Source organism: Nostoc sphaeroides (assembly GCF_003443655.1).
GTDB lineage: Bacteria > Cyanobacteriota > Cyanobacteriia > Cyanobacteriales > Nostocaceae > Nostoc > Nostoc sphaeroides.
Genome location: NZ_CP031941.1, coordinates 6,070,934 through 6,085,521 on the forward strand (window position 1 = coordinate 6,070,934; position 14,588 = coordinate 6,085,521).

Sequence of the window (14,588 nt, forward strand, 5' to 3'; positions counted from 1 at the left end):
CATTCAAGCTTGATTTTTAACTCTTTTTCAACGGTGACTACGGTTTTTACTAGCCTACGCTACTGATGAAGGATGATTTAAATACTCCTGAAGCTAGTTGTTTTTGTGAATCCACACGCTCATAAATTTGTACAGTGCCTAAGACTTAGATAGTTTGAGATAGTCAGAGAAGTGCTACGTCAAAGCTAATCAAACGGGGAATCTTCAAATAAAAATTCGTAACCCTCAAGGGTGACATGAAAGAATGTCGAAACGTCAACATTCGGCGAATTTTTGTGCGTTCAAACAGCACTAACTGCAATTAGAGAACTTAATTTACTCAAAAAATCGATTGAGGTAGGAAGAACTTATGACAAATATCATTGGAACCAACGGGAATGATACCCTACTGGGCACTAACAGCGAAGATACGATTGATCAGGACAACGATATTCTGACTGGTGGCGGTGGTAAGGATAAATTTGTCTACATAGACTATGGCTCTCCTAGTTACACCGATACTATTACTGATTTCGGTGGCGTAGGTAAGGACATAACTCCCTCAGCAGCAGTCATTGCCGAAGTGGATACCATCGAATTAGAAGGCTATTATTATACTGCCGAAAATCTGCTGCTTACTCAGAACGGCAGCAATCTGGAAATTACCTTTGAAGAGGAGGCTCGTGTAAAAAATGAGGTTCGTGCAAAAGTCATCCTTCAAAACTTCAAATTAGAAAACCTGAATAATCTGCCAGCAACTTCTTCACGACCTGCTATTGGCAATATCTTGTTTGATGGGCAAACCAGCATCACCGACAGTTTTGATGTGTTTAATGCCAACTCCACTCAAACTAACCTATTCAAGAAGAACACAGTGACATTTCTCAATGACCTTGACAACAACATTACAGGTTTAGACAACTCAAATGATGTGGTGAATGGTCAAGGGGGTAATGACAAAATCGATGGCTTGAGTGGTAACGACCTGCTGCGCGGTGGTAGAGGCAATGATACTCTCAATGGTGGTACAGGCAATGATACTCTCAACGGTGGTGAAGGGAATGACTTCCTCAACGGTGGTGAAGGGGATGACTCCCTCAACGGTGGTACTGGTAACGACCTGTTGTGGGGTGGTGCGGCCAATGATACTCTCAACGGTGGTAGGGAAAATGACACCCTTCTTGGTGGTACTGGTGACGATCGCTTGACTGTTGGTTCTTCAGATATTGACCCTTTAGGAGGCGATCAGCTGCTCTCTGGGGATGATGGCAACGATACTCTCTCTGCCTCAGGCTACGAAACTCGCGACGGAGAGAACTATTACACCTCTGGTAACAACACCCTCAACGGGGGCGCTGGTGACGATTACTTGATTGTTAACTTTTCAAAAGCCAATAACCTGCTGAATGGTGGTGACGGCAACGATACGTTCTTCAAGAACTACAGTGGCAATGATACGATAGATGGAGGTATTGGTGACGATTTGCTGTCCTATAACACCAGTGACGGTTCCTACAATATTACCGGGGGAATCACTTCGACTTTTAATACTACTACTAACATTGGCTCAATTACGCTAGGCACGAACCGGTTTAGTTACAAAAATATCGAACGATTAGAGATCGAAGGTACAGAGTACGATGACTTGATTGTGGGGAGCAACCGCAACGATACGCTCGACCCGGGCACGAGTGGCAATGATACGATAGATGGAGGTATTGGTGACGATTTGTTGTCCTACAACAATCCCGACAATAATACTAGCGAGGAAATCACTTCAACTTTCGATGCTACCACTAATACTGGAACAATTACGGGAGCCGGGAGTCGGGTTAGCTACAAGAATATCGAACGATTAAATATCACAGGTGGATTCGACAATGACTTGATTGTGGGGAGCAATGGGAACGATACGCTCGACCCGGGCAGGAGTGGCAATGATACGGTAGATGGGGGTAAGGGTGACGATTTGTTGAAGTTTTTGAACTATGCTAGCGAGGGAATTACTTCGACATTCAATGCTACTACTAATACTGGAACAATTACGGGGGGCGAGAGTCGGGTTAGCTACAAAAATATCGAGCGATTAGATATCACAGGTACATCCAACGATGACTTGATTGTGGGGAGCAATGGCAATGATACGCTCGATTCGAGCGGGGGCAATGATACGATAGATGGGGGCAGAGGTGACGATTTGTTGTCTTATACCGCCAATAGTAGTGAGGGAATCACTTCAACTTTCGATGCTACCACTAATACTGGAACAATTACGGGGGCCGGGAGTCGGGTTAGCTACAAGAATATCGAACGATTAGAGATCGCAGGAACAGAGTCCAATGACTTGATTGTGGGGAGCAATGGCAACGATAAGATAATAGGAAACAATTCTTTCTTTGTCGGGAACGAGGATGATACCGTTGACTTTATTAGTGGCAATGACATAATAGATGGGGGCGCAGGTGACGATTTGTTGATCGTCCATGATAGCGGTGATTCCGAGAGCAAAAGAATCACTTCAACATTTAATGCTACTACTAACACTGGGTCAATTACGGATGGCACGAATCAGGTTAGCTACAAGAATATCGAACGATTAGATATCATAGGTACGCAGTCCGATGACTTCATTGTGGGGGGTAATGGAAATGATACCCTCAACGGTGCTGGAGGCAATGATACCCTCATAGGTGGCAAAGGTAATGATAGCCTAATTGGAGGATCTGGTACTGATACCTTTGCTTTCAATAGTTTTAATGAAGGCATTGATAGAATTTATGATGTCAATGCGACTAATGAACTCATTCAGGTATCTGCTGCTGGTTTTGGTGGCGGGTTATCACCAGGTTCACTTCAGACAAGTCAGTTTACCATCGGAGCATCTGCAACCACTAGCACTCAGCGATTTATTTATAACGATGTTACAGGTGCATTGTTCTTTGACCAAGATGGCAGTGCGATCGCATTTACTCAGGTACAATTTGGACAACTTTCGAGTGGGTTATCACTAACCAAAAACAATTTTGTGGTTGTTTAATCATGATTAGCGCTCCATCACTCTAAGCAGAGAAAAGAGGAAATGGTTGGATTGCGAGGTATCTAAAATCGCAACTCGCATCCGACTTATCAATGCAATTATAGCGATCGCGCGTAGGGTTCTAAGTCCACTTGAAGAGATAGGATTTATTAGAAGAGTAGAATTTTAGGAGTAAACCTCTGTCTTTACAAGCTATCACCGTTCCCACAGGAACTTCTCAACCCCCCACAGGCTTAATTGTCACCTTGCATGGTTGGGGAGCTAACGCTGAGGATGTAGCATCTTTGTTACCCTTGCTCAACTTACCCAATTACCAATTTGTCTTACCCAACGCACCTTATCCTTATCCCTATTCCCCAGTAGGGAGGGCATGGTATGACCTGCGGGTGGAAAATATGTATCAAGGATTGGCAGAAAGTCGGCAACTACTAATAGATTTTTTGCAATCTTTAGAAAGTACCACTGGCGTACCTTTGTCACGTACCATTTTAAGTGGATTTTCTCAAGGCGGGGCAATGACTTTAGATGTCGGCTCAAAATTGCCCCTAGCAGGTTTAGTTGTCATGAGTGGGTATTTACATCCTGATGCAGTCACGGCAGATCAAAAAGGGATTGGGCCGACTTTAATCAGCCACGGTAGATATGATGAAGTTGTTCCCCTGCAAGCTGCTTTGAAGGCACGAGAAACTCTCAAGTCTCTAAAAGTGGCGGTAGAATACCACGAATTTGATATGGGGCATGAAATAAATCCACAAACGTTAGAGGTGCTACGAAATTTCGTTGTAAATACAATTGCTTAGTCAGGATTACGAATTTTTTATAAATTATGGTACAAATTCTGACAATTTTCACGAAAATAATCACTTCTAATGAGTAATATATATTGGGTGGCTGCGAAAGAGCGCAACTTAACCCATGCTGAAGGCGAGTGCTGCATAAGGGAGGGGCAAGCATTATGACAACTCTAAGCATTTCCAGGAAAGAAATTGCTGCCATGACTGTGGCAGAAGTAGAAGAACTGGCTACACGTCTGGAGCTAGATAATTATAATAATGCTTTTGACGGTTTAAATGATTGGCATTTATTGCGAGCGATCGCATTTCAGCGTCCAGAGTTAGTTGAACCCTATATCTACCTCTTAGACTTGGAACCCTACGATGAAGCGTAGTTGAGAGTTAGGAGTTAGAAGAGACGCGATTAATCGCGTCTGTACAGGAGTTAGGAGTTCTAACTATTTAGTACTAATTTTTGTAGCTACTTACTCCTAACTTTTTACCATGCCTAATCCAAAATCGAACAGGGTTTTAATTGCTGTAGGTGGCGGTATCGCCGCCTACAAAATTTGTGAATTGGTTTCGACGCTGTTTAAAACTGGGGTGGAAATCCGAGTTATCCTCACCCGTTCGGCGCAAGAATTTATCACGCCTCTAACAATAGCCACCCTATCTCGTCATCGGGCCTACACAGATGATGATTTTTGGCAACCAACTCACTCTCGTCCTTTGCATATTGATTTGGGTGAATGGGCTGATGTCATGGTAATTGCCCCTTTGACAGCTAATACATTAGCAAAGCTAGCCTACGGGATGGCTGATAATTTACTCACAAATACTGTGCTGGCTTCTACTTGTCCGGTGCTGTTAGCACCCGCAATGAATACGGATATGTGGGAACAGCTATCAGTGCAGCGAAATTGGCAACAGCTATTGACAGATAGCCGATATCATGGGATGAATACAGCATCGGGTTTATTAGCCTGCGATCGCATCGGTGCTGGTAGATTAGCAGAACCTCCAGAAATATTCGCTCATATCCAATCGCTGTTACATACTCAAGGTAAACGAGATTTAGTAGGTAAACGAGTGTTAATTAGCGCTGGGGGAACGCGAGAGTATCTTGACCCAGTTAGATTTATTGGCAATCCTTCCACAGGTAAAATGGGATTAGCTTTAGCACAAGCGGCACTTCACCGAGGGGCAAACGTCACCCTAGTACATGGACCAGCTAATTGGGCTGTACCATTAGGAGTGCAAGCAATTTCTATTGTTAGTGCCGAGCAAATGCAGCAGGCCATGCTGGAATATTTACCCAACGCTGATGTAATTGTCATGTCAGCAGCCGTGGCAGATGTGAAGCCACGAGATTATAGTATAGAGAAATTAGCCAAGCGATCGCTCCCCCAAGCTTTACCCTTGGAACCAGTACCCGATATAGTCGCCCAATTAGCACAACTCAAACAGCCGCATCAGATATTAATTGGTTTTGCAGCACAAAGTGGGAATATTGTCAAGCCAGCATTAGAAAAATTACAGAGTAAAAAACTCGATGCTATTGTTGCCAATCCCATCGATCAACCTGATAGTGGTTTTGGGAGTGATAATAATCAAGCGATATTTTTAGATAATCAAGGACGGCAAGTAGCGATCGCACCTTGTTCTAAATTAGAAATGGCCCATAATTTATTTGATTTTGTCATCAATTGATTAGGTACTGGGTAGGGACATGACATTGCCCATTGGTGTCAACTTAAGGTGAAAACCAGCTTAGAAGCAGCTTTTAGCAGATTATCTCGTTCCCTCGTTCCCAGTCGGAGACTGGGAATGCCTATTAAGAGGCTCCGCCTCCCTTACTGGCGGCAGAGCCACCAGGAGATGCATTTCCAGCCGGAGGCTGGAAACGAGATTTGAAAAGGGTTTTAGCTTAAGTTGACACGTATGGACATTGCCATAACCCTACAAGGAAATTACTACCTTGAATTGGGTATAACCCGTATGCTCTATGTCTCGTTCCCAGTCTCCGACTGGGAATGCCCAGTCGTTGAGGCTCGGCCTCAAGACTTGCGGCAGAGCCGCAATTGATCTGCATTTCCAGTCGGAGACTGGAAACGAGATTTGAATGTAAAAGCTTGTTTGAGGCTGGCTTTCACGTTAAGTTGACACCAATGGACATTGCCGTAACCCGACAAGGAAACTACTACTTGGAATTGGGTATAACCCGTATGGTCTATGGCTTCAAGTCACTTTTCTAGATTTTACAATATAAGTAAGACATAAAAATAAAGCTTCAATTATATGAAAATACTCTCATCAGAGCTAGTCCATTTGGGATTTGGCAAATATGTGCGTTCTGACCAAGTAACAGCAGTTATACCAATAGAAGAGGAGCGAGGCCCAGGACGACGAACCTTTGTTCACGTTCAAGGGCAAAGCGATCCAATTATCGCCTCTCGCGCTGAAGATACCATCGTGCGTGATTTGGTACAGGAACCACACGAAGTTACCCAAGCCCGTCAGCAGCAGGAAATTCTTCAAGATTTATTGGTTAATTTAGCTAATGTTAATTCAACTGTGCGTCGAATTAACCGTGATGAAGGCAGTTTGGATCTTGATTTGTTAGAGCGACGAATTAAGCAAGTCCTGGAAAATTAATTGCAGAAATCAGCAAACTTTCATAACGGAGAACGATATTGCTGAATACCATTACAGACCAAGTTTCAGCATCAGATACACAATGAAGGCGTTGCGTAGCTTTTTTGAGAGTCAGATTAGTAGGCGCTTTCCAAATGCTGAAATTCTTTATTGGACTTAGAAGAATACTTCGCTCATATAGAGTTTGAGCAAATTAATTATTGGGTTAGAGAGCGATTGATAGATGCGATCGCTCTTTTTTCAAGTTGGTCAGGTGCATTAGGCTAAAGCCGTAACACATATTAACAAAACAATTACTTTTTAAAACCTAGTGATCTGTCCCAAAAATTTTGATAGGTTTGTAGTAAGCACTTCAGTGCTTAAAAATCCAGGACTAAAGTCCTGACTACGAACTTTTTTACCTCTCGCCTGGGTTTGGCTACGCCCACGCAAAGCGGGATAATTTGGGCAGATTACAGGCGGCGTTATACATTAATAAGTGTATCTGCAATACCGGACTTGTTCTGGCTTAGTCTCAATAGCAAAGGTTTGGAGATGTTTACTTTATCAGAAACTTCTATCCTAGCGGCAATCCTACTGGTAGCTTTAGGCATTTTGGGCTGGGGCTTTTATCGCGCCAGACCTTTTGGTAAACTGGGAATCTTAGCCTGGTTACAGTCGGTGGTGTTGATGACTCCCTGGCTCCTGTTTTTTGGATTGTTTGCCGCAGGGATTTACATCAATATAGCGGGTATATTGTTCTTAGTGGTGACATCCGCCGGATTGTACGTCTACTTGGGCAGACAGTTACGCGCAGCTGGGCAAGATGCCATCCTCAAGCAACGCGCCACCGAAAGACTCGCTGCTGCTTCCTCACTTAAAGCAAATTCCCCACAACCAAAAGTAGCAGAACTGAAACCGGAGATCCCACCGATACCAGAAGAAGACTTGAATGCAGTTAAAGGTATTTTCGGTATCGATACGTTTTTTGCTACAGAAACGATCGCTTACCAAGATGGAGCCATTTTCAAAGGCAATTTGCGGGGAGAACCAGAAGAGACTCACAACCGTCTAACTGCAAGTTTACGGCAACGCCTTGGCGATCAATATCGCCTATTTTTAGTGGAAAATACAGATGGTAGACCTGTGGTGATTGTCCTACCCAGTCGCAATGATCCCAAGCCGATGTTGCGATCGCAAAAAGCTTTTGCAGGTATTCTGTTGATAGCGACCATTGCCACAAGTTTAGAAGCTGCGGGATTACTGCTGAATTTTGATTTCTTTGGCAATCCAGGGCGGTTTCAAGAAGCTTTGCCCATAGGCGCTGGGATATTTGCGATTTTAATAGCTCACGAAATCGGTCATTGGTTACTTGCACAGCGTCACCAAATCCGCCTTAGCTGGCCTTTCTTTCTGCCGGCTGTCCAAATTGGTTCCTTTGGTGCAATTACCCGCTTTGAATCTCTATTACCCAACCGCAAGGTATTATTTGATATTGCCTTGGCAGGGCCAGCCGCAGGTGGTATTGTCTCTTTGTTAATGCTGGTGACGGGCTTGGTGCTTTCTCACCCAGGTAGTTTATTTCAATTACCAAATCAGTTTTTCCAAGGGTCGATTTTGGTGGGAAGTTTGGCGCGAGTTGTCCTTGGTTCGGCGTTGCAGTCACCCCTGGTAAGTGTTCATCCCTTAGTGATAATTGGTTGGCTGGGGTTAGTAATTAACGCTTTGAACTTAATGCCAGCCGGACAACTCGATGGTGGGCGCATTGTTCAGGCGATTTATGGACGCAAAACCGCAGGACGAGCAACAGTAGCAACTTTAATTTTACTAGCACTAGTGTCTCTCGGTAATACTCTTGCCATGTACTGGGCGATCGTAATTTTCTTTTTGCAACGAGATCAAGAACGCCCCAGCTTGAATGAAGTCACTGAACCCGATGATGCTAGAGCCGCTTTGGGGCTTTTGGCTCTATTCTTGATGATTACCACGCTTCTACCCTTAACTCCCGGTTTGGCTGGGCGTTTGGGAATAGGATAGTGTTTATGGAGCCTACACCCAAACAAGCAATATCCACAAATTCGGGTGTGCTATCAACTTACCAGAGTTATAAACGAATAGACCTTGTAAGATTAGACGAGCGCACCAGAAATGTTTATATTTTGGAGCATCGCAACGACGATGAAGCATTCCATATCTACATCGACAGGAGACGTGCCCAATCTCCAAAACAGATGCCGATGACAATTGAGGAAGCGGAAGCTGATTTACAGAGACGGTTTGGACAGCAAGCTAGTTAAAATAATTCGTAATGACGCTCCTGCGTCGCTAACGCTGCGCTAACGTAATTCAGTTTTGTAACGGGGATTGAGCGCAAAACCGGAGCAGTTTGACTGACGAATAGAAGTGTGAAGGATAAAGTATTAACTTTCATCCTTCATCCTTTTTTATGGTTTCCAACCTGCTAACAAATTCGGGTAAGCCGTTGGTGTGGGGAAAATTTTCTGGAAACCAGTTTGACGCTCTTGTGGCTTTTCTTTGCTCATATTCCAGAGGGTTTCATAGAAAAAGAAAGAGACTCCAGCGAAATTGCGATCGCGTACTTTTTGCACTTGTGTCTGAATTTGTTGCATCGGCACAGATCGGTTTTTTAACCCAGCCAGAATACCGACACTCACAGGAATATGGCTCTTGGCCGCTTTCACTTCTGGATACTCTAATTCGCTGATAAAAATATTCAAGTCATCACGATATATCTGCAAAACTAAGTCTTCAATAATTCCCAGCCGTTCCCATTTCTGCCAGTCTGCTAAAAAGAAGTCGTAGGAAAAACGTTGAGGATTAGGAGCAACAGAAACCAGGCAATTTTTTTTAGTAGCTTTAATGGCTGTAAATACCCGTTTCATAAACTCCGTGATTTTATTAGCTCTCCAGCGCACCCATTCTGGATCTTTAAAGTTTTTGGAGGGAGCTTTACCACGGTGTTCTTTTTTGTAAAGTGCCACTGTGTAAGCATCGTATCCTAATTCTGATGGTAAGCCAAAATGGTCATCAAATTGAATACCATCGATATTGTAGTTTCTAACAATTTCAACAATTAAATCTTGAATAAATTGTTGTACTTCTGGGCGAAAGGGATTTAGCCAAACGCGATTATGTGTCCCTTCTTTGATAATCCGCGTCCCGTCACTTTTACTAGTGAGCCATTGGGGACGATTTTTAGCTAATAGAGAATCTGCTGGTGCCATAAAGCCAAATTCAAACCAGGGAATCACTGTTAACCCTTTTTGATGTCCCACATCAACAATTTCTTTGAGAATATCTCGTCCTTTGAGTCCGGGTGTGGGATCGAGCGATCGCCCAATAACTTTGGCCGCAACTTTGCTAGGATACAACGTATATCCCCAATTCCAAACCGCCGGATATATGGTGTTAAAATTGAGTTCGTCAAGGCGTTGCAAAGATCCCTTGAGGCGATCGCGCTCAAATAACACATCACTATCAATATTTGTTAACCACACTCCCCTTAACTCAGATGCTGACGTAGGCGGCAGATTAATTTGAGCGTTTAAGGGAAACGATAGCATCACCGTAGCAACTACACTCAAGCTAGCTATAACAGCAAACAAAAGAGACTTTCTACTTTGGCGAATATTCCACCAAGAATGAAACTCAACACACCACTTTACAAACCTTTTCATCATTTGGTTACAGACATGATCAAATTATGAGCAATCAGCATAAATAGCGATCGTTTCGATTGTAAGCGCTAAAACAATCGCTCTTCATGCTGAGGTTTCTTATTTGGCGCTGGCTATGAGATCATTCCAGGCTTTGACTGCTGCTTGTAAATTCTTTGGCAGGTTATTTTGAGAAATATCGTTGTACTGAACCGTACCCTGTTGGCTGGTAAGAGTGTAGGTGATAAAATCAGCAGAACCGATGGGGGCTGGATAACTCAGATTTTTGAATTTACTAAATTTAGAACGTTCTAGCGATCGCACAAATTGTTGCACCTGTTGCACAGAAACGCGGCGAACACTACGCTCAGAATCATTGGCATCACCAATCCGCACCCGAATCAATTGTCCATCTTTGAGTAGAACAGTCTCGTAAGTTCTGCCAATAAAACCACCACTGGAAATTTGCCGAAATACTACATGTCCAGCTAATGGTGGTGGTAACTCGCTGACTGGAATTTGCACCGGGGTTAGTGGACTTGAGCTAGCGTTTTCATTTAGCCTGAGTGCGGAACCTGTTTGATTGGTATGATAAACCAAGGTTTGTTCACCAATGCCTACAACCACCCGCCAACCTGGTACCAAAGCTGCGGTACAGAATTCATCAGCATTAGCTAATTCTAAACAGCCATCTCTCCAAGTTTGCTGTTTAAACTCAATGATTCTTAGCTGAGAAATTGGCTGTTGCAAACGCTTGGAGGCGGCTTGCAAAACAGCATTTTTTACAGATGCGGGTAATTTATTTTGCTGATTGTTTGCCGAGGCTAAACGTAGCGATCGCCCATTATTATGGTCTAAATCTTCCACTACCGCGTTAGCTACTGGACGTTGCAAGCGGTTTGATTTAATATTGTCTTTGAGAACTTCATTGCTTGTTTCTAGCGATAACTTTGCAGTAGCGGCCGTAACGCCTTTGATAAATGTTAAACCGCTAGCAACAGACAAAATTCCAGTCAAAATCAAAACAGTGAAAATTCGCGTTTGATTGGGGTTAAAGTAGTTTTTCAGCATGAGTTTCATAGTAATATAGGGATGTTAGTCAAGAGTTATATAACTCATAAATAGTATCCAGCCAAGAATATACAATAAAGTATACAATTCCAGGACTTCGCCAGTTGGAATTAATTTAGTACCTGTCTTCTGAAACAGATATAAAAACCAGACGCTGATGTACTGATTGTTTGTTCCTTAAAGGATGAATGAACAAGTCTAATTTATTACTCGCCGAGCGACTAGAAGTCGCGGCTACACAAACAAAAGCTACCGATCGTGGGTTAAAAACCTTGATTTTGTATTATAGCGGTTCTCGTTTAGGTGAGGTACACCTGTAGGGGCACGGCAGTGCCGTGCCCTTACACCTCGCAATATAATGCAATACCGTTCAGTTAAGCCCAAAAATCTTGGTAGAGACGCGAAATTTCGCGTCTCTACAGGTTTAAAATCAGTACCACAAATCCTTAACTGAACTGTATTGCAATATAATGTTGTAGCGCATCTGAATGGGAACCGCTATAGTCCACGAAGGTGGAAAGAGTTTGTGTAGTAGCGGATTCTATTCGCTACACAAGCAAAAGCTACCGATCGTGGGTTAAAAACCTTGATTTTGTATTAGTCCACGGAGGTGGACGAAAGTTTGTGTAGTAGCGAATTCTATTCGCCCAATACTTTGAAAACATCCTCTTAGTCCCTTATAGCAATTATCATTTGAACGGGTACTGCGTAGGGACACGCGATCGCTCATTGGTGTCAACTTAAGGTGAAAGCCGTTTATTGAACAAGGTAATCCACACCACTGTCTGGAAAAATAGCTTGCCAGAAAAGCTTGCAATAGTTTTTCCCTCATTTTCGTAAGCGAGAGTTGAATAAAAGTAATTTTAAAAAAGAATCCTACAAAACTATAGCTGAGGTTTTGCTCTGCTCAACCTAGCGTCTACAATATTTTGCAAGTAATCTCAGGCAATATTTAGGCGCTAATCGCTTGGTGTTCAGCTTCAATTAACTGATGCTGAGGTACATCAAATCTAATAGTACTTGCTGCCCAGTCTTTAAAGTCGGGTGCTAGCCAGACTAGCTTGCACAGAATTTCATCATTGATCCACAACACCAACGGAAACCGAAACTCTTTCCGAAACTGATTTCGCATCATGTTGGTACTGATGATTAGTTGGTTAATTTGTATTACAGATTCTAAACCCCGTACCATCAAAGCTTCGGGAAGAGTCGCCCCAATCGCAGTTGTAATAGCTGTATATAATGTGTCTGTTGCAGGTGACAGCAGGATTTCGTGGATGTCTGCTGATGAAAATTCTGTTAACACATTCAACACTTGCTGCTGCCTTTCAACAGAGTTACAACAAGCTAATATCAGTGAGAACTCCCCACCAGAAACCATTATCGCCCTTGTCAGTCTCTTAGTGGCTGCTGTGCTGTTAGCTGTGCCATTTTCCGAATTACTTAAGCTGATCATTAAAAAAATCCTGCTTTGAATTTTAAAAATATTTGAGCAATATTCAGTTATTGTACCCTATGAATTTTTATTGAAAAGTGTTAAGCGGGTAATTTGGATGAGGTTTTTCCTCTAATACCAAGCATAATACTACGCATTGTCTAAGGAAGGAGCATATCATGTATTATCCCACACTCATAATTAAAGGATAATGTAAAGGTAGTATCAAAATCATGTAAGGAAAAGATAATGCAAGCATAAGGAAGCAGTTCGCAAATTAGCAATGTAATTATCACTGTATTTTTATAGATTTTGGCATCTACCATTGGTTAAGTAATTATTTTAGAATAAAAGGTTAAAAAAATACTCAGTATAAGTTTAACAATAAACATTGGGAAGTGGGAGAAAACTTATACCATTTTGGATTTTGGATTTGAGACTTCGGCTTACCTCGTTTCCAGTCTCCGACTGGAAATGCAGATCAATTGCGGCTCTCTCTGCCGCAAGTCTTGAGGCGGAGCCTCAACGATTGGCGTTCCCAGTCTCCGACTGGGAACGAGACAACAGTGATACCATTTCACTTTAATAATGATACAAATACGCTCTTTAGGGGCATGGCATTGCCATGCCCCTACGATAAATCTATATTTATCAGGATTTTCGTGAATTGGTATGAGGTGCAACTTTCGTGTTCGGAAGTCAAATGATGAGGCTTTGAGGTGGAATGATGTCTACGACGGGCTATTCGGCGTCGCCCTTTTAGCTCGACAAGTTGTCTTCCAATTACGAATTATGCTGAGATAAATCCATCAAATTCGCCAGCTTGTAAACTACCCGCGCCCCAACATTACCATCCCACTCAGCATCACCGACTTCGCAGATATCAAAGCCAATAATTTTTCTCCCACTATTAACCAATTCCCGGAACAGACAAAATGTTTGCTCTAATTCCAACCCACCTGGAACAGGAGTACCTGTACTCGGACAGAGTTTTGGATCTAAACCATCTACATCAAAGCTAATGTAAACATACTCAGGTAAATGACTGATAATTTCTCGGCATAAATCAAGCCAAGTTGTTCCAGAGTAAAGCTTTTGTTTAATGGCTGGGTCGTAATATGCAATAATGCGATCGCTAGATTGGTCTATCATTTGCACTTCATCATGACTAATATCACGCAAACCCACTTGCACTAGCTTGGAAATTTGCGGTATTTTCATCGCATTAAACATAATCGACGCATGGGAAAACTCAAATCCCTCATAAGCATCGCGTAAATCTGCGTGGGCATCAATGTGTAAAATGCCATAGTTTGTGTACTCAGCCGCTAATGCTTGGAAATAACCTAACGGCGAACTGTGATCTCCACCAATCACTGCAACTCGCTTACCCTTGTTAATTGCTTGCTGACAATTTTCAAACAGCCATTGATTAACCTGTTGGCCAGCCTGATTAATTTCTCTAAGAACAGGGGTTAAATCAGGTGTATCTGAGAGTTGTTTACCTTGGGCTAATCGCTCAATAATTTTTGCTGCCAAGGCGCGGTAATATGTATTCTTCTCTAAAATATCTTGGGGAATTTCCACCATAAAAATTCCCTGCTTCCAACCATCAGGGTTATCAAAATCGAACAAATCTAGTTGAGTTGAAGCATCGAGAATTCGCTGTGGGCCGTTAGCTGTGCCTGCACCATAAGAAACAGTGACTTCCCACGGCACACCAAAGACAATCAGGTTTGCAGACTCATAATCGCAGGGCAAACCTAAGAGGTTGCCATTTACTTCACCTATGCCGCTAGGATTGTAGTCTTGTAGTTGATTACTCATCGATTATCTTCTCGATTTACGTAGATAGACAGCACGCCGCCTAGTGGACATCTGCATTGTAATAAAAATTTTTCACAGACGGTAAACATACTACTTGGTCGATTTAAGGTTTTTGGCGCTAACCCAACCGTATTGGGCTATGGATGAGTGTCAAA

Annotated in this window: 11 protein-coding genes and 1 pseudogene; 8 read left to right on the forward strand and 4 right to left on the reverse strand. The window is 42.8% G+C overall.

The features are described from left to right. Positions 1 to 349: 349 nt before the first annotated feature. The 7 genes and pseudogenes from D1367_RS27170 to D1367_RS27200 form a co-directional block, all read left to right on the forward strand. A pseudogene (locus D1367_RS27170) lies at positions 350 to 3,016 on the forward strand (beta strand repeat-containing protein); the annotation flags it as partial. Positions 3,017 to 3,210: 194 nt separating this feature from the next. Further along, entirely contained in the window at positions 3,211 to 3,816 is a 606-nt protein-coding gene (locus D1367_RS27175) for an alpha/beta hydrolase (protein ID WP_225892445.1), read from the forward strand. A gap of 155 nt (positions 3,817 to 3,971) precedes the next feature. Further along, complete coding sequence (gene isiD / locus D1367_RS27180) at positions 3,972 to 4,184, forward strand: protein IsiD (RefSeq protein ID WP_118169858.1); 213 nt, start codon at positions 3,972 to 3,974, stop codon at positions 4,182 to 4,184. Between the two features lie 109 nt (positions 4,185 to 4,293). Then, positions 4,294 to 5,499, forward strand: coding sequence for a bifunctional phosphopantothenoylcysteine decarboxylase/phosphopantothenate--cysteine ligase CoaBC (gene coaBC / locus D1367_RS27185; RefSeq protein WP_118169860.1), 1,206 nt, complete (start codon positions 4,294 to 4,296; stop codon positions 5,497 to 5,499). 588 nt (positions 5,500 to 6,087) lie between these two features. Further along, positions 6,088 to 6,444 (forward strand): hypothetical protein, encoded by a 357-nt coding sequence (locus D1367_RS27190; RefSeq protein WP_094351476.1) that lies wholly within the window; start codon positions 6,088 to 6,090, stop codon positions 6,442 to 6,444. 534 nt (positions 6,445 to 6,978) lie between these two features. Next, a complete protein-coding gene (locus D1367_RS27195; protein WP_118169862.1) occupies positions 6,979 to 8,460 on the forward strand; it encodes a site-2 protease family protein in 1,482 nt (493 codons plus the stop codon). Positions 8,461 to 8,465: 5 nt separating this feature from the next. Then, positions 8,466 to 8,720: a DUF6887 family protein gene (locus tag D1367_RS27200; protein WP_228674727.1), complete on the forward strand. Its 255-nt coding sequence runs from the start codon at positions 8,466 to 8,468 to the stop codon at positions 8,718 to 8,720. Between the two features lie 147 nt (positions 8,721 to 8,867). On the opposite strand, the gene D1367_RS27205 is transcribed toward D1367_RS27200, so the two are convergent. Both D1367_RS27205 and D1367_RS27210 read right to left on the reverse strand, forming a co-directional pair. Then, positions 8,868 to 10,121, reverse strand: a complete 1,254-nt coding sequence (locus tag D1367_RS27205) for a glycoside hydrolase family 10-like protein (RefSeq protein ID WP_118169864.1) — start codon at positions 10,119 to 10,121, stop codon at positions 8,868 to 8,870. 99 nt (positions 10,122 to 10,220) lie between these two features. Continuing rightward, positions 10,221 to 11,180: a hypothetical protein gene (locus D1367_RS27210; protein WP_118169866.1), complete on the reverse strand. Its 960-nt coding sequence runs from the start codon at positions 11,178 to 11,180 to the stop codon at positions 10,221 to 10,223. Positions 11,181 to 11,359: 179 nt separating this feature from the next. On the opposite strand from D1367_RS27210, the gene D1367_RS32975 reads away from it, so the two are divergent. After that, positions 11,360 to 11,491 carry a hypothetical protein gene (locus tag D1367_RS32975; protein ID WP_267255600.1) on the forward strand — a complete coding sequence of 44 codons (132 nt, stop codon included), beginning with the start codon at positions 11,360 to 11,362 and terminating at the stop codon, positions 11,489 to 11,491. A 632-nt stretch (positions 11,492 to 12,123) separates the two neighbouring features. On the opposite strand, the gene D1367_RS27215 is transcribed toward D1367_RS32975, so the two are convergent. Together D1367_RS27215 and speB are read right to left on the reverse strand one after the other, a co-directional pair. Then, entirely contained in the window at positions 12,124 to 12,627 is a 504-nt protein-coding gene (locus tag D1367_RS27215) for a hypothetical protein (RefSeq protein ID WP_118169868.1), read from the reverse strand. Between the two features lie 762 nt (positions 12,628 to 13,389). Then, on the reverse strand, positions 13,390 to 14,433 hold the full coding sequence (gene speB, locus D1367_RS27220) for an agmatinase SpeB (protein WP_118169870.1): 1,044 nt from the start codon (positions 14,431 to 14,433) through the stop codon (positions 13,390 to 13,392). Between the last annotated feature and the right edge of the window lie 155 nt (positions 14,434 to 14,588).

Bases quoted from the DNA above. Each gene is read 5' to 3' on its own strand.
- speB (WP_118169870.1), bottom strand. From the start codon at position 14,433: ATGAGTAATCAACTACAAGACTACAATCCTAGCGGCATAGGTGAAGTA.
- D1367_RS27215 (WP_118169868.1), bottom strand. From the start codon at position 12,627: ATGATCAGCTTAAGTAATTCGGAAAATGGCACAGCTAACAGCACAGCA.
- coaBC (WP_118169860.1), top strand. From the start codon at position 4,294: ATGCCTAATCCAAAATCGAACAGGGTTTTAATTGCTGTAGGTGGCGGT.
- D1367_RS27200 (WP_228674727.1), top strand. From the start codon at position 8,466: ATGGAGCCTACACCCAAACAAGCAATATCCACAAATTCGGGTGTGCTA.
- D1367_RS32975 (WP_267255600.1), top strand. From the start codon at position 11,360: ATGAACAAGTCTAATTTATTACTCGCCGAGCGACTAGAAGTCGCGGCT.
- isiD (WP_118169858.1), top strand. From the start codon at position 3,972: ATGACAACTCTAAGCATTTCCAGGAAAGAAATTGCTGCCATGACTGTG.
- D1367_RS27205 (WP_118169864.1), bottom strand. From the start codon at position 10,121: ATGAAAAGGTTTGTAAAGTGGTGTGTTGAGTTTCATTCTTGGTGGAAT.
- D1367_RS27210 (WP_118169866.1), bottom strand. From the start codon at position 11,180: ATGAAACTCATGCTGAAAAACTACTTTAACCCCAATCAAACGCGAATT.
- D1367_RS27195 (WP_118169862.1), top strand. From the start codon at position 6,979: ATGTTTACTTTATCAGAAACTTCTATCCTAGCGGCAATCCTACTGGTA.
- D1367_RS27190 (WP_094351476.1), top strand. From the start codon at position 6,088: ATGAAAATACTCTCATCAGAGCTAGTCCATTTGGGATTTGGCAAATAT.